This window comes from Pseudomonas sp. SORT22, from assembly GCF_018417635.1.
Lineage (GTDB): Bacteria > Pseudomonadota > Gammaproteobacteria > Pseudomonadales > Pseudomonadaceae > Aquipseudomonas.
Window position 1 is genome coordinate 76,112 of record NZ_CP071007.1, and the last position, 20,996, is coordinate 97,107.

At 62.9% G+C, this 20,996-nt stretch carries 23 protein-coding genes; 11 read left to right on the top strand and 12 right to left on the bottom strand.

Annotated features, from left to right (window positions below; translation table 11 throughout):
- Positions 1-5 precede the first annotated feature (5 nt).
- The 4 genes from JYG36_RS00295 to JYG36_RS00310 form a co-directional block, all read right to left on the bottom strand.
- Entirely contained in the window at positions 6-860 is an 855-nt protein-coding gene (locus JYG36_RS00295; RefSeq protein ID WP_045200657.1) for an endonuclease/exonuclease/phosphatase family protein, read from the bottom strand.
- Positions 861-872: 12 nt separating this feature from the next.
- A complete protein-coding gene (gene dsbA, locus JYG36_RS00300; RefSeq protein WP_213602806.1) occupies positions 873-1,502 on the bottom strand; it encodes a thiol:disulfide interchange protein DsbA in 630 nt (209 codons plus the stop codon).
- A 167-nt stretch (positions 1,503-1,669) separates the two neighbouring features.
- A complete protein-coding gene (locus JYG36_RS00305) occupies positions 1,670-2,287 on the bottom strand; it encodes a c-type cytochrome (protein ID WP_045200661.1) in 618 nt (205 codons plus the stop codon).
- 33 nt (positions 2,288-2,320) lie between these two features.
- Entirely contained in the window at positions 2,321-2,623 is a 303-nt protein-coding gene (locus JYG36_RS00310; protein WP_045200664.1) for a c-type cytochrome, read from the bottom strand.
- A gap of 193 nt (positions 2,624-2,816) precedes the next feature.
- On the opposite strand from JYG36_RS00310, the gene yihA reads away from it, so the two are divergent.
- Positions 2,817-3,449 (top strand): ribosome biogenesis GTP-binding protein YihA/YsxC, encoded by a 633-nt coding sequence (gene yihA / locus JYG36_RS00315; protein WP_045200667.1) that lies wholly within the window; start codon positions 2,817-2,819, stop codon positions 3,447-3,449.
- A gap of 302 nt (positions 3,450-3,751) precedes the next feature.
- Here the strand turns inward: yihA and polA are convergent, their stop codons facing one another.
- A complete protein-coding gene (gene polA, locus JYG36_RS00320; protein ID WP_213602808.1) occupies positions 3,752-6,514 on the bottom strand; it encodes a DNA polymerase I in 2,763 nt (920 codons plus the stop codon).
- Positions 6,515-6,588: 74 nt separating this feature from the next.
- Between polA and JYG36_RS00325 the strand changes: the two genes are divergently transcribed.
- Together JYG36_RS00325 and JYG36_RS00330 are read left to right on the top strand one after the other, a co-directional pair.
- Positions 6,589-6,879 (top strand): DUF2782 domain-containing protein, encoded by a 291-nt coding sequence (locus JYG36_RS00325; protein ID WP_045200671.1) that lies wholly within the window; start codon positions 6,589-6,591, stop codon positions 6,877-6,879.
- 64 nt (positions 6,880-6,943) lie between these two features.
- Positions 6,944-7,894: a homoserine kinase gene (locus JYG36_RS00330; protein WP_045200673.1), complete on the top strand. Its 951-nt coding sequence runs from the start codon at positions 6,944-6,946 to the stop codon at positions 7,892-7,894.
- 64 nt (positions 7,895-7,958) lie between these two features.
- Here JYG36_RS00330 and JYG36_RS00335 read toward each other — a convergent pair whose 3' ends face one another.
- Positions 7,959-8,876, bottom strand: a complete 918-nt coding sequence (locus JYG36_RS00335; RefSeq protein WP_045200771.1) for a zinc ABC transporter substrate-binding protein — start codon at positions 8,874-8,876, stop codon at positions 7,959-7,961.
- 66 nt (positions 8,877-8,942) lie between these two features.
- Between JYG36_RS00335 and zur the strand changes: the two genes are divergently transcribed.
- The 4 genes from zur (at position 8,943) to JYG36_RS00355 (ending at position 11,825) form a co-directional block, all read left to right on the top strand.
- Positions 8,943-9,425 (top strand): zinc uptake transcriptional repressor Zur, encoded by a 483-nt coding sequence (zur, locus tag JYG36_RS00340; protein ID WP_045200675.1) that lies wholly within the window; start codon positions 8,943-8,945, stop codon positions 9,423-9,425.
- Positions 9,425-10,204, top strand: a complete 780-nt coding sequence (znuC, locus tag JYG36_RS00345) for a zinc ABC transporter ATP-binding protein ZnuC (RefSeq protein ID WP_213602810.1) — start codon at positions 9,425-9,427, stop codon at positions 10,202-10,204. Before zur ends, znuC begins: the two co-directional genes overlap by 1 nt.
- Positions 10,197-10,979 carry a zinc ABC transporter permease subunit ZnuB gene (gene znuB, locus JYG36_RS00350; RefSeq protein ID WP_038997827.1) on the top strand — a complete coding sequence of 261 codons (783 nt, stop codon included), beginning with the start codon at positions 10,197-10,199 and terminating at the stop codon, positions 10,977-10,979. The genes znuC and znuB overlap by 8 nt, the downstream gene beginning before the upstream one ends.
- 132 nt (positions 10,980-11,111) lie before the next feature.
- The gene (locus JYG36_RS00355; protein WP_045200680.1) at positions 11,112-11,825 is read left to right on the top strand and encodes a PA5502 family lipoprotein; all 714 of its coding nucleotides are present in this window, start codon (positions 11,112-11,114) and stop codon (positions 11,823-11,825) included.
- A gap of 37 nt (positions 11,826-11,862) precedes the next feature.
- On the opposite strand, the gene katE is transcribed toward JYG36_RS00355, so the two are convergent.
- Complete coding sequence (gene katE / locus JYG36_RS00360) at positions 11,863-14,001, bottom strand: catalase HPII (protein ID WP_213602811.1); 2,139 nt, start codon at positions 13,999-14,001, stop codon at positions 11,863-11,865.
- A 231-nt stretch (positions 14,002-14,232) separates the two neighbouring features.
- Here katE and JYG36_RS00365 point away from each other — a divergent pair, with 231 nt between their 5' ends.
- From JYG36_RS00365 to JYG36_RS00375, 3 genes are all read left to right on the top strand, one after another.
- Complete coding sequence (locus JYG36_RS00365; protein ID WP_045200684.1) at positions 14,233-15,240, top strand: methionine ABC transporter ATP-binding protein; 1,008 nt, start codon at positions 14,233-14,235, stop codon at positions 15,238-15,240.
- Positions 15,240-15,911, top strand: a complete 672-nt coding sequence (locus tag JYG36_RS00370; protein WP_045200686.1) for a methionine ABC transporter permease — start codon at positions 15,240-15,242, stop codon at positions 15,909-15,911. The genes JYG36_RS00365 and JYG36_RS00370 overlap by 1 nt, the downstream gene beginning before the upstream one ends.
- Positions 15,912-15,973: 62 nt before the next feature.
- A complete protein-coding gene (locus tag JYG36_RS00375; protein WP_093377617.1) occupies positions 15,974-16,744 on the top strand; it encodes a MetQ/NlpA family ABC transporter substrate-binding protein in 771 nt (256 codons plus the stop codon).
- Between the two features lie 79 nt (positions 16,745-16,823).
- On the opposite strand, the gene JYG36_RS00380 is transcribed toward JYG36_RS00375, so the two are convergent.
- From JYG36_RS00380 to JYG36_RS00400, 5 genes are read right to left on the bottom strand one after another with little or no spacing between them, the layout of a single operon-like run.
- Positions 16,824-17,456 (bottom strand): SCO family protein, encoded by a 633-nt coding sequence (locus JYG36_RS00380; protein ID WP_045200691.1) that lies wholly within the window; start codon positions 17,454-17,456, stop codon positions 16,824-16,826.
- Entirely contained in the window at positions 17,453-18,352 is a 900-nt protein-coding gene (gene cyoE / locus JYG36_RS00385) for a heme o synthase (RefSeq protein ID WP_195885379.1), read from the bottom strand. The genes JYG36_RS00380 and cyoE overlap by 4 nt, the downstream gene beginning before the upstream one ends.
- Positions 18,337-19,419, bottom strand: a complete 1,083-nt coding sequence (locus JYG36_RS00390; RefSeq protein WP_045200695.1) for a COX15/CtaA family protein — start codon at positions 19,417-19,419, stop codon at positions 18,337-18,339. The genes cyoE and JYG36_RS00390 overlap by 16 nt, the downstream gene beginning before the upstream one ends.
- 9 nt (positions 19,420-19,428) lie before the next feature.
- Entirely contained in the window at positions 19,429-20,022 is a 594-nt protein-coding gene (locus JYG36_RS00395) for a PA_0111/PP_0108 family redox-active disulfide protein (protein WP_093377627.1), read from the bottom strand.
- Complete coding sequence (locus JYG36_RS00400; protein WP_093377631.1) at positions 19,988-20,728, bottom strand: SURF1 family protein; 741 nt, start codon at positions 20,726-20,728, stop codon at positions 19,988-19,990. Before JYG36_RS00400 ends, JYG36_RS00395 begins: the two co-directional genes overlap by 35 nt.
- 63 nt (positions 20,729-20,791) lie before the next feature.
- Between JYG36_RS00400 and JYG36_RS00405 the strand changes: the two genes are divergently transcribed.
- Positions 20,792-20,995 carry a twin transmembrane helix small protein gene (locus tag JYG36_RS00405; RefSeq protein ID WP_045200700.1) on the top strand — a complete coding sequence of 68 codons (204 nt, stop codon included), beginning with the start codon at positions 20,792-20,794 and terminating at the stop codon, positions 20,993-20,995.
- Position 20,996: the final 1 nt, after the last annotated feature.

Below are 20,996 nucleotides of genomic sequence, written 5' to 3' on the forward strand. Positions count from 1 at the left end.
GGCAATTAGCTCAAAGCGGGCAGCGTATCCACAGCAAGGGCATCAGGCAAACGAATCTCAACCGCGACCGGTAGATGATCGGAAATAGGCTGGGCCAGAACCTCGACCCGCTCCAGGGTCAGGCTCGGGCTGAGCAGAATATGATCAAGGCAGCGTTGCGGCCGCCAACTGGGGAAGGTGGCTTGAACCTGGGGCGCGATCAGGCCCAGGTCGCGCAGCGGCGAGTGCTCTAGCAGGTCGGTGGCATGGGTGTTCATGTCGCCCATCAAAACCTGATGGCGGTAGCCGCCGATCAGTTCGCGAATGTAGGCAAGCTGCCGGGCGCGGGTCTTGGAACCCAGGGCCAGGTGCATCATTACCACCACCAGGGCGTCTTCACCCTCGCCGAAACGCACCAGGATCGCCCCGCGGCCAGCCGGGCCGGGTAGCGGGTGGTCCTCAAGCAGTTGCGGCTTCAGGCGGCTGAGCACACCGTTGCTGTGCTGGGCCAGGCGCCCGAGGTTGCGGTTGAGCTGCTGGTACCAGTAAGGGAAGGCGCCGAGCTGGGCCAGGTGCTCAACCTGGTTGACGTAGCCTGAGCGCAGGCTGCCGCCATCGGCCTCTTGCAGGGCAACCAGGTCGAAGTCGGCGAGCAGGTCGCCGATTTTCTGCAGGTTGCCGGCCCGCCCGGTGTGCGGCAGCAGGTGCTGCCAGCCACGGGTCAGGTAATGGCGGTAACGCTCGGTGCTGATGCCGACCTGGATGTTGAAACTGAGCAGCCGCAGCCGGCCGTCCTCTGGCAGGCCGTTAGCCTGCAGGTGATGTTCATTGACCTGCGGATCACACAGGCCAACGCCTCGCTCGGTTCTCCAGCGGCGCATGGCTGGCGCCGCTTACTTAGCGGCGCGCTCCTTGGCGATCAGGTAGTCAGCGACATTCAGCACGCCCTGCGGACCTTTGGCGGTGCCCAGGTCAAAGCGGTACTTGCCGTTGACGACCATGCTCGGTACGCCGGTGATGCCGTACTTCTTCGCCAGGTCCTTGGCCTGCTTCACCTGGCCCTTGATGGCAAAAGAGTTGAAGGTGGCGAGGAACTTGGCGCGATCAACGCCTTGGGTTTCGAGGAAGTCAGCCATCTCTTCCGGCTTGGTCAGGCGCTTGCGCTGAACCTGGATCGCCTCGAACACGGCAGCATGAACCTTGTGTTCGACACCCATGGCTTCGAGAGTCAGGAACATTTGCCCGTGAGCATCCCAAGGGCCGCCGAACATGGCCGGAATGCGCTTGAAGTTGACGTCTTTCGGCAGCTTCTCGACCCACGGGTTGACCACTGGCTCGAAGCTGTAGCAGTGCGGGCAGCCATACCAGAACAGCTCGACCACCTCGATTTTGCCAGGGACCGACACCGGAACCGGGTTGCTCAGCTCGGTATACTGGTCGAAGGCTACCGGTTCGGCGGCCTGGGCAGTCATGCCGAAGAGGCTGGCGGTGACCAGCGCGGCGCCGAGAATCAGATTACGCATGCTTTACTCCTGAGCAGTCTATTGAGTCGCCTTGGCGCGACCGGTCGTAGGACAGGCCGAGGCTGGCCCGAGTTCGTTAGTGTAACGGCAGCGGGCACAAAAAAGGGCGGCCGAAGCCACCCTTTTCATCTTTGCGCCGCAGTATTAACCCAGCGTTAAAGCACGGATCAATGCAGACCCTGGATGTAGCTGGACAGTGCTTCGATGTCCTTGTTGCTCAGCTTGGCGGCGATGGTGCGCATGGTCGTGGCATCGCCATCGTTGGTGCGGTTGCCTTCGCGGAAGTCGGTCAGCTGCTTGGCTACGTAGCTGGAGTGCTGGCCACCCAGGTGCGGGAAACCGGCCAGGGCGATGCCTGCGCCATTAGGCGAATGGCAGCCGGTGCAGGCCGGCAGGCCTTTTTCGACGTCGCCGCCATTGAACAGCGCGCGACCGCGCTCGACCAGCTTCGGATCAGCCGCGCCAACGCTGCCTTTCTGGCTGGAGAAGTAGGCGGCGATGTCGGCCAGGTCCTGGTCGCTGAAGGCGGCCAACATGCCGGTCATTTCCAGCACGGTGCGCTTGCCCGACTTGATGTCGTGCAATTGTTTTTCCAGGTACTTCTCACCCTGGCCTGCAAGTTTCGGGAAGTTCGGCGCCAGGCTATTGCCGTCCGGATTGTGACAAGCGCCACATACAGCAGTTTTGGCCTGACCAGCAGCGGCATCCCCTTTGATAGGCTCTGCGGCATTGGCTGCACCGGTGATGCCCAAGGTCAACAGCAGACTCACGAGTAGTTTGTTCATCAGCTAATCCAACTACGGCTAAGGGTGAAAGAGTTATGTATCGGGACTCCGGCTCATCCACTGGATGATCGCCTGGTAGTCCTCGGCACTGCAGTCCATGCACAATCCACGCATTGGCATAGCCTTGAAACCCTGGGTGACATGCACCACCAGTATCTCCATACCCTTCGCCAGTCTTGGCTCCCAAGCCGCACGATCACCCGCTTTCGGTGCCTGTGGCAGCTGCCCGGCGTGACAAGCCGCACACGTGCGGTTGTACAACGCCTCGGGATCCTGTGTAGCCTGAGCGCTGAATAACGGTATCAAGACACCGACAACAAGCAGCCATTTCGTCATGCGAACGACCTTTCAGGGTTGGGGGCTGCACTGCGTTCTAATGCGCAAGCTTGAATCCGATGCCCCCGTGCACATCCTCCTACGCTGGGATAATGCGCACACAAAATCTGGGGCATTATATACTCCCGTTACTGAAACGGAAACGACACCGCTTGCCGAGCCCGCCTCTGGCAACGCCCACACCGGATATCCCATGCAAGTCAAAAACCCCATCCTCGGCCTCTGCCAACAGGCCAAATTCGCCATCAGTGCTGCCAAGGTCGACCAGTGTCCGCCCGACCAGGGCTATGAAGTGGCCTTTGCCGGCCGCTCCAACGCTGGCAAGTCCAGTGCCCTGAACACCCTGACCCACGCCAGCCTGGCGCGCACCTCGAAAACCCCGGGGCGCACCCAGCTGTTGAACTTCTTCAGTCTGGACGATGAACGGCGTTTGGTCGACTTGCCGGGCTACGGTTATGCCAAGGTGCCGATCCCGCTCAAGCAGCACTGGCAGCGCCACCTGGAGGCCTACCTGGGCAGCCGCGAGGCCTTGAAGGGCTTGATCTTGATGATGGACGTGCGCCATCCGATGACCGACTTCGACATGATGATGCTCGACTGGTCGCGCGCTTCGGGCATGCCGATGCATATCCTGCTGACCAAGGCCGACAAACTGACCTTCGGCGCGGCCAAGAACACCCTGCTCAAGGTGCAGGCGGAAATTCGCAAAGGCTGGGGCGACAGCGTCTCGATCCAGCTGTTCTCGGCGCCCAAGCGCCAGGGCCTGGAAGAGGCTTACGGCGTTTTGGCACGCTGGATGGAACTGGCGGACAAGCCCGCAGAATAAGGGCTGCCCGGCAAACGCCGGGCAAAAAAAACCCCGGACTTCGTATGGGGAGGGGGAAGTTCGGGGTCCAAGTTCCGGACCGCTAGGGCGGGGTCCAGATATCTGCCAACACTTAACACAACATAGGAGCATCGAAGGGCTTCACCAGCCATTCAGTTACTCTGAGTCGCAGTTCACCGGTTTAGTTCCTGACGTTTAAAAACTATTTGCGATAGATGGGAAATTTCCGGCGCTAATGGCATCAGGCCAGCTAAAAAGCCGCGACGATATGCCGCAGCTTTTCCCCGAATTTCAGCGCATTTTTAGTGTGCTTCGTCCCAATTTGACCCCACACCGACCTCAACCAGCAGCGGAACGTCCAACTGCGCGGCACCGCTCATGTGTGGACGAATTTGCTCGCGCACTTGCTCAATCAGGTCTTCGCGCACCTCCAGCACCAATTCGTCGTGCACCTGGAGGATCACCCGGGCATCCAGCCCCGAATCGCTCAGCCAGTTATCCACAGCGACCATCGCGCGCTTGATGATGTCGGCTGCCGTGCCCTGCATCGGCGCGTTGATCGCCGTGCGCTCGGCACCTTTGCGCAGGGCCGGGTTCTTGGCGTTGATCTCCGGCAGGTACAGGCGCCGGCCAAACAGGGTTTCGACATAGCCTTGCTCGGCAGCCTGGGCGCGGGTGCGCTCCATGTAGGCCAGCACGCCCGGGTAACGGGCGAAGTAACGATCGATGTAGGCTTGGGACTGTTTGCGGTCGACGCCGATCTGCTTGGCCAGGCCAAAGGCGCTCATGCCGTAGATCAGGCCAAAGTTGATGGCCTTGGCGCTGCGGCGCTGGTCGATGGTGACCTGCTCCAGCTCGACGCCGAAAACCTCGGCAGCGGTGGCGCGGTGCACGTCCAGGTCGTTGCGAAACGCGTGCAGCAGGCCTTCGTCCTGGGCCAGGTGGGCCATGATCCGCAGTTCGATCTGCGAATAGTCCGCCGCCAGCAGTTTGTAGCCCGGCGCAGCGACGAAGGCCTGGCGAATACGCCGGCCTTCGGCGGTACGGATCGGGATGTTCTGCAGGTTCGGGTCGCTGGACGACAGGCGCCCGGTGGCCGCCACCGCCTGGTGGTAGGAGGTGTGGATACGCCCGGTGCGCGGGTTGATCTGCTCCGGCAGGCGGTCGGTGTAGGTGCTCTTGAGCTTGCTCAGGGAGCGGTACTGCATCAGCACCTTGGGCAGCGGGAAGTCCATGTCGGCCAGTTCCGCCAGCACCGCTTCGGCAGTGGAAGCCTGGCCCTTGGCGGTCTTGTTGAGCACCGGCATGCCGAGCTTGTCGTAGAGGATCACACCAAGCTGCTTGGGCGAACCGAGGTTGAATTCTTCGCCAGCGATTTCGAAGGCCTGGCGCTCCAGCTCGGCCATTTTCTCGCCCAACTCGATGCTCTGCACGCCCAGCAGCTTGGCATCGACCAGCGCACCCTGGCGCTCGATCTCGGCCAGCACCGGCACCAGCGGCATTTCGATGTCGGTCAGTACCGACTGCAGGCTCGGAATGCTCGCCAGCTTCTGCTGCAGGGTCTGGTGCAGGCGCAGGGTGACGTCGGCGTCTTCGGCGGCATAGGGGCCGGCCTGCTCCAGGCTGATCTGATCGAAGGTCAGTTGCTTGGCACCTTTGCCGGCGATGTCGGTAAAGCCGATGGTGGTGTGGTTCAGGTACTTGAGCGCCAGGCTGTCCATGTCGTGACGGGTGGCGGTGGAGTCAAGCACGTAGGACTCGAGCATGGTGTCGTAGGCCACGCCCTGCATCTGGATGCCATTGGCAATGTCGCCACCGATGGCGCAGTTGGCCAGGATGTTCATGTCGTACTTGGCGTTCTGCGCCACCTTGACCTTGGCCGGGTCTTCCAGCAGCGGCTTGAGCGCCAGCAGCACGCTGTCGCGGTCAAGCTGCTCGGGCACGCCCATGTAGGAGTGGGTCAGCGGCACATAAGCGCCTTCATGGGCCTGGACCGCGAACGACACACCGACCAGTTGCGCCTGCTGGGCATCGAGGCCGGTAGTTTCGGTGTCGAAGGCAAACAGCGGCGCCTGGCGCAGCTTCTCCAGCCAGGCATCGAAACGGGCCTGGTCGAGGATGGTTTCGTACTGGGCCTCGACCACTTCCTGCGGCGCTTCGACCACCACTTCCTGGCCGGCACGCTTGGCGTCGCGCTGAACTTCGTCGACCCAGCTCTTGAACTCCATCTCGGTGTACAGCGCCAGCAGCGCGTCACGATCAGGCTCGCCGCACACCAGCGCATCGACTTCGACGTCCAGTGGCACGTCGATCTTGATGGTGGCCAGCTCGTAGGACAGGAACGCCGCGTCGCGGTGTTCTTCCAGCTTGGCCGGCAGGGTCTTGGCGCCGCGAATGGCCAGGGTCGGCACCTTGTCGAGGTTCTGGTACAGGTCGCTCAGGCCGCCACCGATACCGGTCAGCAGGCCCACCGCGGTCTTTTCACCCACGCCCGGCACGCCTGGGATGTTGTCGACCTTGTCGCCCATCAGGGCGAGGAAGTCGATGATGTGTTCAGGACCGACGCCGAATTTCTCGTGCACGCCAGCGACGTCGAGCACGGTACCGGTCATGGTGTTGACCAGCGTAATGTGGCCGTCGACCAGCTGGGCCATGTCCTTGTCGCCGGTGGAGATGATCACCGGGCGCCCGGCCGCGGCGCTGCTGCGCGCCAGAGTGCCGATCACGTCGTCGGCTTCTACGCCTTCGACGCACAGCAGCGGATAGCCCAGGGCGCGTACGCTGGCGTGCAGCGGCTCGATCTGCACGCGCAGGTCGTCGGGCATGCTCGGCCGGTTAGCTTTGTATTCGGCGAACATTTCGTCGCGGAAAGTGCCGCCCTTGGCGTCGAAGACCACCGCGAACAGGCTGTCCGGATACTGCTTGCGCAGGCTCTTGAGCATGTTCAGCACGCCCTTGACCGCGCCGGTCGGCAGGCCCTTGGAGGTAGTCAGTGGTGGCAGCGCGTGAAAGGCGCGGTACAGGTACGAGGAACCGTCCACCAGGACGAGGGGAGCTTGGCTCATGTGCAGAATCAACCTTTTCGACGGGCCCGGCGCTAGAATGTCCGGAACATTGACGACAAAGGGACAAGGTTATCATGCGTACACTAAATCGCCTGTTGCTGCTCAGCCTGTTGGCAGTCACTCCGGTCGTCGCCGTGGCAGCGGATGACGCGCCATCGGCTGATCCAGAGGTAACCATTCGCACGGAAGGCGACAAAACCATCCAGGAATACCGGCAAAATGGCTTCCTGTATGCAATCAAGGTGACGCCCAAAGGCGGCAAACCTTATTTCCTGGTACGTGCCGATGGCTCGGACGGCAATTTCGTCCGCTCCGACCAGCCGGACATGCTGATCCCGTCGTGGAAAATCTTCGAGTGGAAGTAGGCCGTACCCTTTACATCAACCTGGCACTTCCCTGCTGAAGTGCCCGTATGGGCAATTTTTGATCATGTCAGTCTTCACCCCCCTGACCCGGCCTGAGCTGGAAACCTTTCTGGCGCCGTACGGCCTGGGCCGCCTGCGGGACTTCCAGGGCATTGCCGCCGGTACCGAGAACAGCAACTTCTTTGTCAGTCTGGAACAGGGCGAGTACGTGCTGACGCTGGTCGAACGCGGGCCGATCCAGGACCTGCCGTTCTTCATCGAACTGCTCGACGTACTGCATGAGGCCGACCTGCCGGTGCCCTACGCCTTGCGTGGCAACGACGGCGTAGCCCTGCGCGAACTGGCCGGCAAACCTGCGCTGCTGCAACCACGGCTGCCGGGCAAGCACATCAAGAGCGCCAATAATCAGCACTGCGTACAGGTTGGCGAACTGCTCGGGCACCTGCACCTGGCCACCCGCGACAAGGTCCTGGAACGCAAGACCGACCGCGGCCTGGACTGGATGCTGGAAACCGGCGCCGAACTGATGCCGCGCCTGAACGCCGAACAACGCCAGTTGCTGCAGGCGTGCCTGGACGAAGTTGTCGAGCACAAGGCGCAGATCATGGCCCTGCCGCGGGCCAACCTGCATGCCGACCTGTTCCGCGACAACGTGCTGTTCGAAGGCACCCACCTGACCGGCCTGATCGACTTCTACAACGCCTGCTCGGGGCCGATGCTCTACGACCTGGCGATTACCCTGAACGACTGGTGCTGCGACGACGCCGGCATCATCGACGGCCCACGGGCGCGGGCGTTGCTCGGCGCTTATGCAGCGCTGCGACCGTTCACCTCGGCCGAGGCCAACCTGTGGCCGGTGATGCTGCGCATTGCCTGCGTGCGCTTCTGGCTGTCGCGCCTGATTGCCGCCGAATCGTTTGCCGGGATGGACGTGCTGATTCACGACCCGGCCGACTTCGAAGTACGCCTGGCGGCGCGCCAGCAGGTAGAGATAGCGTTGCCGTTCGCGCTGTGAAACATCGCGGGGCAAGCCCGCTCCTACAATAGGTTGGAGCGGGCTTGCCCCTGCGATCGGGGCGTCACAACTTCTCCAGGCACCCCGCCAGATCATTCCCCAGCGTCTCCAGCAACTGCTCGTAGCCCTGGGCACTGGCCGGCGCCGTACCACCCAGCGCGTCCAGCTCCGCCAGGGTCACCGGCAGCCCCGCCGTCAGCGTCTCAGCCAAACGTGGGCGCAGTGGCGGCTCGCTGAACACACAGGTCTTGCCCACTTCCTGCAGGCGCTTGCGCATCGCCGCCACGTGCTGGGCACCCGGCTGCACTTCGGCGGCCACGCTGAACACCCCGGTGTGTTTCAGACCATAGGCCGACTCGAAGTAGTCAAATGCCTCGTGAAAAACGAAGAACGGTTTGCCGCTGACACCGCTCAAGCGCTTTTTCAGGCGCCCGTCCAGCGCATCCAGACGCTCGCCGAAGGCCTTGAGGTTGCTCTGGTAGCGCGCGGCATTGGCCGGATCGGCAGTGCTGAGGTCTGCGGCGATCCTGGCGGCGATCACCCGGGCGTTGACCGATGACAGCCAGAGGTGGGCATCGAGACTGCCGGGGCGGTGATCATGGTCATGATCGTCGCCATCTTCGTCATGGGAGTGGCTATCTTCGCCAAAATGGCGCAGGTGCAGGCCGGGCAGTTCCTGCACGGCAACGCTTGGCTTGCTGCGGCCTTTGAGCACACGCGGCAGAAAGCCCTCCATGTCCGGGCCGATCCAGTACAGCAGGTCGACGTCGGCCACCCGCCGTACGTCGGAAGGACGCAGGGCGTAATGGTGCGGCGAGGCGCCTGGCGGCAGCAGCACTTCAGGCGTACCGACGCCGTCCTGAACCGCCGCAGCGATCTGTTGCAGGGGCTTGATGCTGGTCAGCACACGCACTTCGGCCTGTGCCTGGGCCATCACCAGAGTGGCGATAAAAGCGACAAAAAGGGCAAAAATTCGGGACACGATGACCACTCACAGGGGCTGAAACAGGTAACATAATAACGTCTCCAATCAGAACCGTCGCCGCTCATGCCTAAAACCCCGCTGGCCAACCGCCCCCACGACCACTCCCATTGCGTACACAGCGCCCTGGCCGAGGCCGATGCGCTGTGCGCACGCCAGGGTGTGCGCCTGACCGCTTTGCGCCGCCGCGTGCTGGAGCTGGTGTGGCAGAGCCACAAGCCGCTGGGCGCCTACGACATCCTCGCCGTGCTGAGCGAGCAGGACGGTCGCCGGGCCGCGCCGCCGACCGTGTACCGGGCGCTGGATTTCCTCCTGGAAAACAGCCTGGTGCACCGCATTGCCTCGCTCAACGCCTTTATCGGCTGCAGCCACCCCGAGCACGCGCACCAGGGCCAGTTCCTGATTTGCCGCGAATGCCACGTGGCCATCGAGCTTGAGCAGCGCAGCATCAGCGACGCCATCGTCGCCAGCGCTAAAGACGTCGGCTTCAGCGTCGAAGCACAAACGGTCGAAGTGGTCGGCCTGTGCAGCAACTGCCGGAGCGCCTGATGAGCAATGCGCTGATTCGCCTCGAGCAGGTGGGCGTGAGCTTCGCCGGCCAAGCGGTGCTCGACAGCATCGACCTGGCCGTGGAACCGGGGCAGATCGTCACCCTGATCGGCCCCAACGGTGCCGGCAAGACCACCCTGGTGCGCGCCGTGCTCGGCCTGCTCAAGCCGCATACCGGTATGGTCTGGCGCAAGCCGCGGCTGCGCATCGGCTACATGCCGCAAAAGCTTCAGGTCGATGCCACCTTGCCGCTTTCGGTACTGCGCTTCTTGCGCCTGGTGCCCGGCGTTGATCGCGCCGCAGCGTTGTCGGCACTCATGGAAGTCGGCGCCGAAAAGGTCATCGACAGCCCGATCCAGGGGATTTCCGGCGGCGAGATGCAGCGCGTGCTGCTGGCCCGCGCACTGCTGCGCGAGCCCGAGCTGCTGGTGCTCGATGAGCCGGTGCAGGGCGTCGACGTCGCCGGCCAGTCCGAGCTGTACAGCCTGATCACCCGTCTGCGCGACCGCCATGGCTGCGGCGTGCTGATGGTTTCCCATGACCTGCATCTGGTCATGAGCACCACCGACCAGGTGGTCTGCCTCAACCGCCATGTCTGCTGCTCCGGCCACCCCGAGCAGGTCAGCGGCGACCCGGCGTTCGTCGAGCTGTTCGGCAGCAACGCGCCGAGCCTGGCGATCTATCACCACCATCACGACCACGCCCACGACCTGCACGGCTCGGTGGTTGCCCCGGCCAAAGGCGGCCACGTTCATGGAGATCACTGCAAGCATGGCTGATTTTCTGCTTTACGCCCTGCTCGCAGGTTTGGCCCTGGCACTGGTCGCCGGCCCTCTGGGATCCTTCGTGGTCTGGCGGCGCATGGCCTATTTTGGCGACACCCTGTCCCACGCTGCGTTGCTCGGCGTCGCCCTGGGTTTCGTGCTGGATGTCAGCCCGGCGCTGGCGGTGACTGTCGGCTGCCTGTTGCTGGCGATCTTGCTGGTGACCTTGCAACAACGCCAGCCGCTGGCCTCCGACACTCTGCTGGGGATTCTGGCACCGAGCACGCTTTCCCTTGGCCTGGTGGTGCTGAGCTTCATGCACGATGTGCGCATCGACCTGATGGCCTACCTGTTCGGCGACCTGCTGGCGATCAGCCCGGGGGATCTGGCCTGGATTCTCGGCGGCAGCGCTGCGGTGCTGCTGTTGCTGGTGGTGCTGTGGCGCCCGCTATTGGCAGTCACCGTGCACGAAGAACTGGCCATGGTCGAAGGTTTGCCGGTCGCCGCGCTGCGCCTGGCGCTGATGCTACTGATCGCAGTGGTGATTGCCGTGGCGATGAAGATCGTCGGCGTCCTGCTGATTACCTCGCTATTGATTATTCCCGCCGCTGCGGCGCAACGTCACGCCCGCTCGCCGGAACAAATGGCCCTGGGCGCCAGCCTGCTGGGGGTTACCGCGGTGTGCGGCGGCCTGGCGTTGTCGTGGTTCAAGGACACGCCGGCCGGGCCGTCCATCGTGGTCTGCGCCGCAGTGCTATTCTTGCTGAGCCTGGCACTGCCCCGGCGCTGAAGACGTGGGGTGCAGCCAAAGCGGTTGCACCCTGCGACATTTAAAAACGCGCGGGGTCCTGAAGAGTTATTTTCGAGTCTGCGGACTGGGTGTAGACTTGCTCGCTTTTTGCGCAAATAGAGAGTCGCAGGAATGAAGCCGTTCGCCTCCCGTTATCTGCTCCTTGCCGCGTTTTCACTGATCCTCGCCGCGTGCTCCAGCACCCCGGCCGACAACGCTGCCGTGCCTGCCCAGCCTGATGCCTGGCAGCAGTTGGAGCAAAGCATCGCCAGCAGCGAGCTGGCCACTGCCGAAGATCAACTCGCCACCCTGCAAAGCCAGGCGCCGAATGACAGCCGGATCGAGCAGTACCAGCGTCAATTGGCCGAAGCCTATCTGCAACGCAGCCAGATCGTCCTGCAAAAGGGCGATGTGAACGCGGCGGCCACCGCCCTGGCCCGCGCCCGTGCGCTGATGCCCAAGGCGCCGGCGCTGACGGGCGGCGTCAACGGTGCTATCGCCCAGGCGCGCAAGGCCGAGCTCGACAAAGCCGAGGCCGCCCTGAAAGCCGCCGAAGCCCGCCCTGCCGCCAAGCTGATCGACCCGACCGCGCCAAGCACCGTGGTTGCGTTGAAAACCACCAATATTCGCGAAATGCGCAAGCAACTCGATGACATCGCCAGTGATGTGATCAATTACCAGTGCGATGTGGTGTTCCAGGTGCCGCGCAAGCAGGATGCACCCTGGCTGCAAACCTTGCTGGGCAAACGCGTTAAAAAACTCGACGGTGATTTTGCCTTGCAGCAAAGCCACGAGATTCACCGCAACCAACCTGCCCAGGCGGTGCTGATCCCACGCCGCCCATGACGAAACAGGGTGCCCTGATGGGCACCCTGTTTGTGCCTCACGCCGGAATGGCTTTCGCCGCGGCCTCACGCTCCCACACCCGATGTTTGCTGATTGCCGTGATGAAGGCCTTGTAGGTTTTGTCATCATTGCCCAGCAGCAAACCGCTGTCGGCTTTGAGCCCCAGCTTGTCGAACACGGCTTGCGCCTCGCTGGCCAGGCCAATGGGTTTGAGGTGCTTGTAGGCTTCGAGCAGGAAGTGCAACGCCACACCATCACCGGCCAGGGCTTGTAGCGAAGCCTTGCCGCCCGGCACCCAGGCCGCATCGAAGATCACCGACGGCATGCCTTCCATCGAGGCATCCACGGCCAGCGCCTTGCCCTGGGCGGTTTTTACCGGCGCCGAGCTCGGGCCAAGGATCTTGATCTGCGCGCTCTCGGCTTCCAGCGCCTTGACCAGGCTATCGACACTGTCGCCATCCACGCCATCAGCCACCAGCACTGCAACCTTGCGGCCCTTGATGCCTTCGCCGAGCAGGTTCATCTGGCTCAACGCCGGTGACTCCTTGAGGCTGGTTTGGGGCACATCCACCGTACCTTTCTTCGGCGCCGGCAGGCCAAGATTGGCAGCCACTCGCGCCGCCAGCGTGAGGTCGATGTTGGCAAGAATTTCATTGACCTCACGGGCGCGGATGTACTCCCGCTCAACTTTGCCCAGTTCGAAGCTGTAGGCGCTGATGATGTGCTCCTGCTCGGTCGGGCTCATGCTCTGGAAGAACAATCGCGCCTGGGAGAAATGGTCGGCGAACGACGGGCTGCGCTGGCGCACTTTGTGCGCCTCGATGCGCTCCGGATACGACTCGAAACCACCATCGCTGGCTGCCGGCGCAGTCTCCTTGGGCCAGCCACCGTCGATCGAGTTGGGCTCGTAAGAGGCACGGCCCTTGTCCAGCGTGGTGCGGTGCTGCGCATCGCGCTGGCCGTTGTGGTTAGGGGCTAGCGGACGGTTAATCGGGATCTCGTGAAAGTTCGGCCCGCCTAGCCGGCTGATTTGGGTATCGGTGTAGGAAAACAACCGGCCCTGCAGCAGCGGGTCGTTGGAGAAGTCGATGCCGGGGACGATATGCCCAGGGCAGAAGGCAACCTGTTCGGTTTCAGCAAAGAAATTGTCCGGGTTGCGGTTAAGCACCATCTTGCCCAGCGGCGTCACCGGTACCAGCTCTTCGGGGATGATCTTGGTTGGGTCGAGCAAGTCGAAGTCGAACGTGTGCTCGTCTTCTTCGGCGACGATCTGCACGCCGAACTCCCATTCCGGGTAATTACCGGTTTCAATCGCTTCCCACAGATCGCGGCGGTGGTAATCGGTGTCTTTGCCCGCCAGCTTCTGCGCTTCGTCCCACAACAGCGAACACACGCCGGCCTTGGGCTTCCAGTGGAATTTGACGAAGCTGGATTTGCCCTCGGCATTGATCAGGCGAAAGGTATGCACGCCGAAGCCCTGCATGGTCCGCAGGCTTTTAGGAATGGCGCGGTCGGACATCGCCCAGATCACCATGTGCGCCGACTCCGGCACCAGCGAGACGAAGTCCCAGAAGGTGTCGTGGGCCGAGCCGCCGGTGGGCATTTCGTTGTGCGGTTCAGGTTTTACTGCATGGACGAAGTCGGGGAACTTGATCGCATCCTGGATGAAAAACACTGGCATGTTATTGCCGACCAGGTCGAAGTTGCCTTCGTCGGTGAAGAACTTCACGGCAAAACCGCGCACATCGCGCACGGTATCACCCGAGCCACGCGGGCCCTGAACGGTGGAAAAGCGCACGAACACCGGGGTGATTTTCTCCGGGTCCTGGAGAAAACCGGCCTTGGTCAGCGCGGCATGCGATTCATAGGCCTGGAAGTAGCCATGGGCCCCGGTACCGCGGGCATGGACGATGCGCTCGGGGATGCGCTCATGGTCAAAATGCGTGATCTTTTCACGCATGATGAAGTCTTCCAGCAGCGACGGGCCACGGTCACCGGCTTTAAGGGTGTTCTGGTTGTCGGCAACCTTGACCCCCTGGTTGGTGCGCAGCGCCTGGCCGGTGGCGTCACTGCGAAATGTTTCCAGGCTTTGCAGCTTGGCGTTGGTATTGGCGCGGTCCGGGGTCTGGGTACCGGCGAGTTGGCTTTCCTTGGGTGGGTTCTTCTTGCTGGGCATCAGTGTGCTCTCCTCACTCAATCAGTCCTACGGTTCGACCCCACGGCGGGCCCTATTCAGTAGTGACTGATGGCCCCTGCAGGCGTTCCTTCGGATTGACCACTGATCGCGTTATTCCAGTAGCATTGGTCAATTGCGAAATAAATGCTAAGAACCTCTATACGAACAGGCTAAAATGCGCGCCCGGCTAACCGCTGACCCCATTCCCATGCGCCCCACAAGGTTCGCTACGTGATCGAGTTTCAAAATGTTCATAAAACCTACCGCGTAGCCGGTAGGGATATCCCCGCACTGCACCCGACCAACCTGAGCGTCGAAGACGGCCAGGTGTTCGGGCTGATCGGCCATTCCGGCGCCGGTAAAAGTACCCTGCTGCGCCTGATCAACCGCCTTGAAGCGCCAAGCGGCGGCAAGATCATCGTCGACGGCGAAGACGTCACTGGGTTCAACGCCAACGATCTTCGTCGATTCCGCCAGCAAGTCGGGATGATCTTCCAGCACTTCAACCTGCTGGCCTCCAAGACCGTTGCCGATAACGTAGCCTTGCCGCTGACCCTGGCCGGCGAGCTGTCACGCAAGGAAATCGACACCCGCGTCAACGAGTTGCTGGCCCGCGTCGGCCTGGCCGATCACGCGAAAAAATACCCGGCACAGCTTTCCGGCGGCCAGAAGCAGCGCGTCGGCATCGCCCGCGCCCTGGCCACCAAGCCGAAGATCCTGCTGTGTGACGAAGCCACCAGCGCCCTCGACCCGCAGACCACCGCCTCGGTGTTGCAACTGCTGGCCGAGATCAACCGCGAACTGAAGCTGACCATCGTGCTGATCACCCACGAAATGGACGTGATCCGCCGGGTCTGCGACCGCGTGGCGGTGATGGATGCCGGGCAGATTGTCGAGCACGGCCCGGTGGCCGATGTATTCCTGCACCCGCAGCACCCGACCACCAAGCGCTTCGTCCAGGAAGACGAGCAGATCGACGAAAACGAACAGCGCGACGACTTCGCCCATGTGCCAGGACGCATCGTGCGCCTGACCTTCCAGGGCGATTCGACCTACGCGCCGCTGCTGGGCACCGTCGCCCGGGAAACCGGTGTGGACTACAGCATCCTCGCTGGCCGCATCGATCGCATCAAGGACACCCCGTATGGGCAGCTGACCCTGGCCGTCACTGGCGGCGACATGGAAGCGGCGTTCGCCCGCTTCACTGCGGCTGATGTTCATATGGAGGTACTGCGTTGATGGACGCCTTGAGTTTCTTTGCCAACGTCGACTGGGCCGAAATCTGGCTGGCTACCATCGACACCATGATCATGCTGTTCGGCTCGCTGTTCTTCACCGTGCTGCTCGGCCTGCCGCTGGGCGTGTTGCTGTTTCTTTGCGGCCCGCGCCAGCTGTTCGAACAGAAAGGCGTGTACGCGCTGCTGTCGCTGGTGGTAAACGTCCTGCGCTCGCTGCCGTTCATCATCCTGCTGATCGTGATGATTCCGTTCACCGTGCTGATCACCGGCACCTCGCTGGGCGTCGCCGGGGCCATCCCGCCCCTGGTGGTCGGAGCCACGCCGTTCTTCGCGCGCCTGGTGGAAACCGCGCTGCGTGAAGTCGACCGCGGCATCATCGAAGCCACCCAGTCGATGGGCGCCACCACTCGCCAGATCATCACCAATGCCTTGCTGCCCGAGGCCCGTCCGGGCATCTTCGCGGCCATTACCGTCACCGCCATTACCCTGGTGTCGTACACCGCGATGGCCGGTGTGGTGGGCGCTGGCGGCCTCGGTGACCTGGCGATCCGCTTCGGTTACCAACGTTTCCAGACCGACGTGATGGTGGTCACCGTGGTCCTGCTGCTGGTACTGGTTCAAGTCCTGCAGAGCGTGGGCGACAAACTGGTTGTGCATTTTTCCCGTAAGTAACCCCATGGGTCGGCACTGCCGACGCACCGGGGGCCGGACTGGCCCTCACAAGGAGTGATTTGATGAAAAAGCTGCTTGCTGTTGTCGCCGCCGTCGCGGCCTTCTCGGCCCAGGCCGAGACCCTGACCGTCGCCGCCACCCCGGTGCCGCACGCCGAGATCCTCGAGTTCGTCAAACCGGCCCTGGCCAAAGAAGGCGTGGACTTGAAGGTGAAGGTGTTCACCGACTACATCCAGCCGAACGTGCAAGTGGCCGAGAAGCGCCTGGACGCCAACTTCTTCCAGCACCAGCCGTACCTGGATGAGTTCAACAAGGCCAAGGGCACCCATCTGGTCAGCGTTGCCGGCGTGCACCTGGAGCCGCTGGGCGCCTACTCGAGCAAGTACAAGAAGCTCGACGAGCTGCCGTCGACCGCTACCGTGGTCATCCCCAACGACGCCACCAACGGCGGTCGCGCCTTGCTGCTGCTGGACAAGGCCGGTGTGATCAAGCTCAAAGACAACAGCAACATCCTCTCGAGCGTCAAAGACATCGTTGAGAACCCTAAGAACCTGAAGTTCCGTGAACTGGAAGCGGCAACCATCCCGCGGGTGCTGACCCAGGTCGACCTGGCGCTGATCAACACCAACTACGCGCTGGAAGCCAAGCTCAACCCTGAGAAGGACGCACTGGTCATCGAAGGCAGCGATTCGCCTTACGTGAACATCCTTGTTGCCCGTCCGGACAACAAGGACTCGGAAGACATGAAGAAGCTGGCGGCTGCGCTGCACTCGCCTGAGGTGAAGAAGTTCATCGAAGAGAAGTACAAGGGCGCGGTCAAGCCGGCGTTCTGATTCAAAGACCTATCGCGGGTCAAGCCAACTCTCACAGGTCAGGTGATCTCTGTGGGAGCGGGCTTGACCCGCGATGCTTTTAGTCGCGCTTAACCAGCCCAGGCAACTGCGCAACCAGCTTCTGGTTGTTGAACGGCGCGCGGATAAACCCGCGCTGCTTGCCGTCCGGCCCCAGCAGCGCCAGGTTGCCGCTGTGATCGACCGTGTAGTTCGGCTTGCTGGTATCGGCCGGAATGAACGGAATGCTCACCGCATTGGCCAGCTTCTGGATGTTTTCCAGCGAGCCGGTCACCCCGCGAAAATCCTTGTCGAAATAACCCAGGTACTGCTTTAGCTGCGCCGGGGTGTCGCGGTTCGGGTCGACGCTGACCAACACCACCTGCAAACGGTCTACCGCTTCCTTGGGCAGCTCGCTTTTCACCTGGCGCAGCTGGGCGAGGGTGGTCGGGCAGATGTCCGGGCAGAAGGTGTAGCCGAAGAACAGCAGCGACCACTTGCCCTTGAGCTCGTCCATCACCACAGGCTGGCCCTGTTCGTCGGTCATTTGCACGGCAGGCACGGTGCGGCTCTGCGGCAGCAGGATGATGCCGGCATCGATCAGCTCGGTCGGGTTGCCTTCGCTGCGGCCATTGAGCACCTTGTTGACGGTAAGCCCGAGGATCACGGCGACCAGGGCAACGAGAATAAAGACGGTTTTCTGGGTTCGAGTCATAGGTTCAACAGTAGGTAGTGGTCAACAAGCAGCGCGATGAACAGCAGCAACAGGTACCAGATAGAGTACTTGAAGGTCTTGATCGCCGCGTGCGGCCGACTGCCACGGTACAACACCCAGGCCCACTGCAGGAAGCGCCCGCCCAGGGCCAGGGCGCAGGCCAGGTACAACGGCCCGCTCATGTGGATGGCGTAGGGCAACAGGCTGACCGCCAGCAACACCAGGGTGTACAGGAGGATATGCACCTTGGTGTAGTGCTCGCCGTGGGTCACCGGCAGCATCGGAATATCAGCCTTGGCGTACTCTTGCTTGCGGTGAATGGCCAGGGCCCAGAAGTGCGGCGGGGTCCAGGCGAAGATGATCAGCACCAGCAGCAATGGCTCGGCGCTGATGTGCCCGCTGATCGCCACCCAGCCCAGCAACGGCGGCGCAGCGCCGGCCAGGCCGCCGATAACGATGTTCTGCGGCGTGGCGCGCTTGAGAAAGCCGGTGTAGATCACCGCGTAGCCGAGCAGCGAGGCCAGGGTCAGCCAGGCGGTCAGGGCGTTGGTGAACACCAGCAGCAATGCCATGCCCAGGGTCGCCAGCAGCAGGGCAAAGGTCAGCGCCGCCGCCGGTGCCACGCGGCCCTCGGCAATCGGGCGTTTATGGGTACGCGCCATCAAGGCATCGATGCGCCGGTCGACCACATGGTTGACCACTGCCGCACCACCGGCGCAACAGGCAATGCCCAGGTTGCCGAACAGCAGGATGGTCCACGGCACCCCGGCACGGGTGGCGAGGAACATGCCGACCAGCGAGGTGATCAGCATCAGCACCACCACCTTGGGTTTGGTCAGTTCGAGGTAATCGCGCCAGCCTGCCTGCAGCCTGCGCTCGCTCAGAAGCGTCGCCATGAATTATCTCCCAGATAATGAACGACTCCGCCGCTCGCCAGCGGGGTCAGGCGCCAGCCCTGGCTGACCCGGCGGACCTTGGCCTGGGCAACCAGGCGAATGCGGTAATTGACCAGCACCATACTCAGCAACAGCAGCGCGCCACCGGCGTTATGGGCCACGGCCACGGCCAGCGGCAGATGGAACAGCACGTTGCTGATGCCCAGGCTCACCTGCAGCGCCAGCGCCGCCAATACCAACCCGGCCAGCCGGCTCAAACCATGCCGGTGCAGCTTCCAACTCAAGACCAGCATGACCGCCGTCACCAGCAAAGCGCCCAGGCGGTGACTCATATGGATCGCCGTGCGCGCGTCACTGTCGAGCTGGCCACCGAGATAATTGGGGCCGATATGCTGGGTCAGGTGGAAGCCGTTGGCGAAGTCTGCCTGCGGCCACCACTGGCCATGGCAGGTCGGCAGGTCGATGCAGGCCACTGCCGCGTAGTTGGCGCTGACCCAACCGCCCAGGGCGATCTGGCCGATCACCACCAGCAAGCCCAGCGCCGCCACCCGGCGCACGCTCAAAGGCAGCTTGGGCAACGGCGCAAAGGCCCGTGACAGGCGCAGGCTGAGCAAAAACAACAGGCTCAAGGTGGCAAAGCCGCCCAATAGATGTGCCGTGACCACCTGCGGCCACAGCTTGAGCGTCACCGTCCACATGCCGAAAGCCGCCTGGGCGAACACCACGCCAAGCAACAACAGCGGCAGGCGATAGGGCTGGCCGTCGCGGCCATGGCGGCGCCAGGCCTGCAGGGCGAGCAGGGTGATCACCAGGGCCAGGGTGCCGGCAAAGTAGCGATGGACCATTTCGTTGCGGCCTTTGTGCGCTTCCACCGGAGTGTCGGGAAAGTGCAACTCGGCGTGGGCCAGCTGTGCTTCAGTTTTGGGCACGCTGATAAAGCCATAGCAGCCGGGCCAGTCAGGGCAGCCCAGGCCGGCATGGGTGAGACGGGTGTAGGCACCGAGCAACACGACAACCAGTGCCAGCAGGGTGGCGAAGACAGCGAGGCGAAATCCAGGTCTGGCCATGGCAATGTCCTACCCGATATTGGACAGCTTCAGCAGGTGGCGCAGGTCATTGAGCAAGTCCTTGCCCTTGACCCTGGCGTCGTAGCGCAGCACCAGGTTGCCGTGCGGGTCGACGATCCACAGCTGGGCATCCTGTTTGCCCTGGCTGAGCGCGCCATAGCGCGACAGGTCCAGGGGGTAGCGTTGCAGTTGCGGGTACTCGCGCTCGAGCTTGGCCTGGTAGTCCGCCGTCAGTGGCTGGGCGGTGGCCAGGGCATGGCTGGCACGGCTGGCATCGCGGCCCAGGCCGATCTGGATCTGCCGGGCCAGGTACACCAACTGTTGGCAGTCCAGCCCGCACTCTTTGGGCGTGCTCACCAGCAGTTGCCAGCGTCCTTCCTCAGCGCTGACGCCGAGGTCGGCGAGGGTCTGGCCGTTGCCAATCATTTCGCCGTGGTAGCTGCGGCTGTCGGGCACCCAGAACTTGAGTTTGTACATGCTGGTGGCGAGGATCATCGGGCCGAGGACCACCAGCAGGATCAGCAACAGTTGCAGGCGTCCACGCGCACGATTGCGCGGTTGCCTGCCCTCAGACATGTTGAGTGGACTTGTGGCGGCTCCCATGCTGTTTCTCCTTGTTGTTATGCCAGCCGAAGTAGAGGTAGAGCAGCACCAGGGCCAACGCCAGGGCAAACCACTGCACGGCGTAACCCAGGTGTTTTTCCGGGCCCAAGGCGACCACCGGCCAGTCCAGCCGGTAGCTGGCCGGGCCCGGTTCCAGGCGCAATTCATGGGCAAAACCTTCGCGGCCCAGTTGCGGCCACAGCGCGCCGGCGTCAATCGCCGTGATCAGCCGCGGCCAGCTGCCGCCTTGCGGGTCGGCATGCAGCTGGAAGGTGGTGCCCGGGGCGACATACACCGAGGCGTCCAGGCTCAAGGCTTGCCCAGGGGTGCTGAACTGCACCGGGATGCGCCGGTCCGGCCACGGCAGCCAGCCGCGATTGATCAACAGCCACAGGCCGCTGGCCTGGTCGAGAAAGGGTTGCAGCAGCTCGACGCCAACCTGGCCATCGCGCATGCGGTTATCCAGCAACAAGCTGTGCTGGCTATCGAACTGGCCGTACAGGTGCACCCGGCGATAGGCCGGATCGGCGATCTGCAGCAACTGCGTACTGCCCACCGCGTCGCCGGCACTGCGTTCGGCATACACCTGCAGCAGCTGGCGCTTCTGCTCGGCGCGTGCCAGCTGCCAGCAGCCCAGTGCGATCAATCCCGGCAGCAGCAGGAGCACCACCAGGGTCGGCACGATGCCGGGGCGAAAGCGCTTCACCGGGCCCTCGAAAGGTCAGTCGCTATACTTGTACTCATCACTGCATCCCCCCGGAGTTTCGCCATGCTCAAAGCCGCGATTGTCCTGATGCTGTTGGCGACCATCGCCAGCCTGTTCAGCGGCCTGTTCTTTCTGGTCAAGGACGACGGACAGTCGACTCGCCTGCTCAAAGCCCTGACTATTCGTGTCACCCTGGCCGCCTTGACCCTGGCCCTGGTGACCTGGGGTTTCTACAGCGGCCAGTTGGTTTCCCACGCGCCGTTCTGAA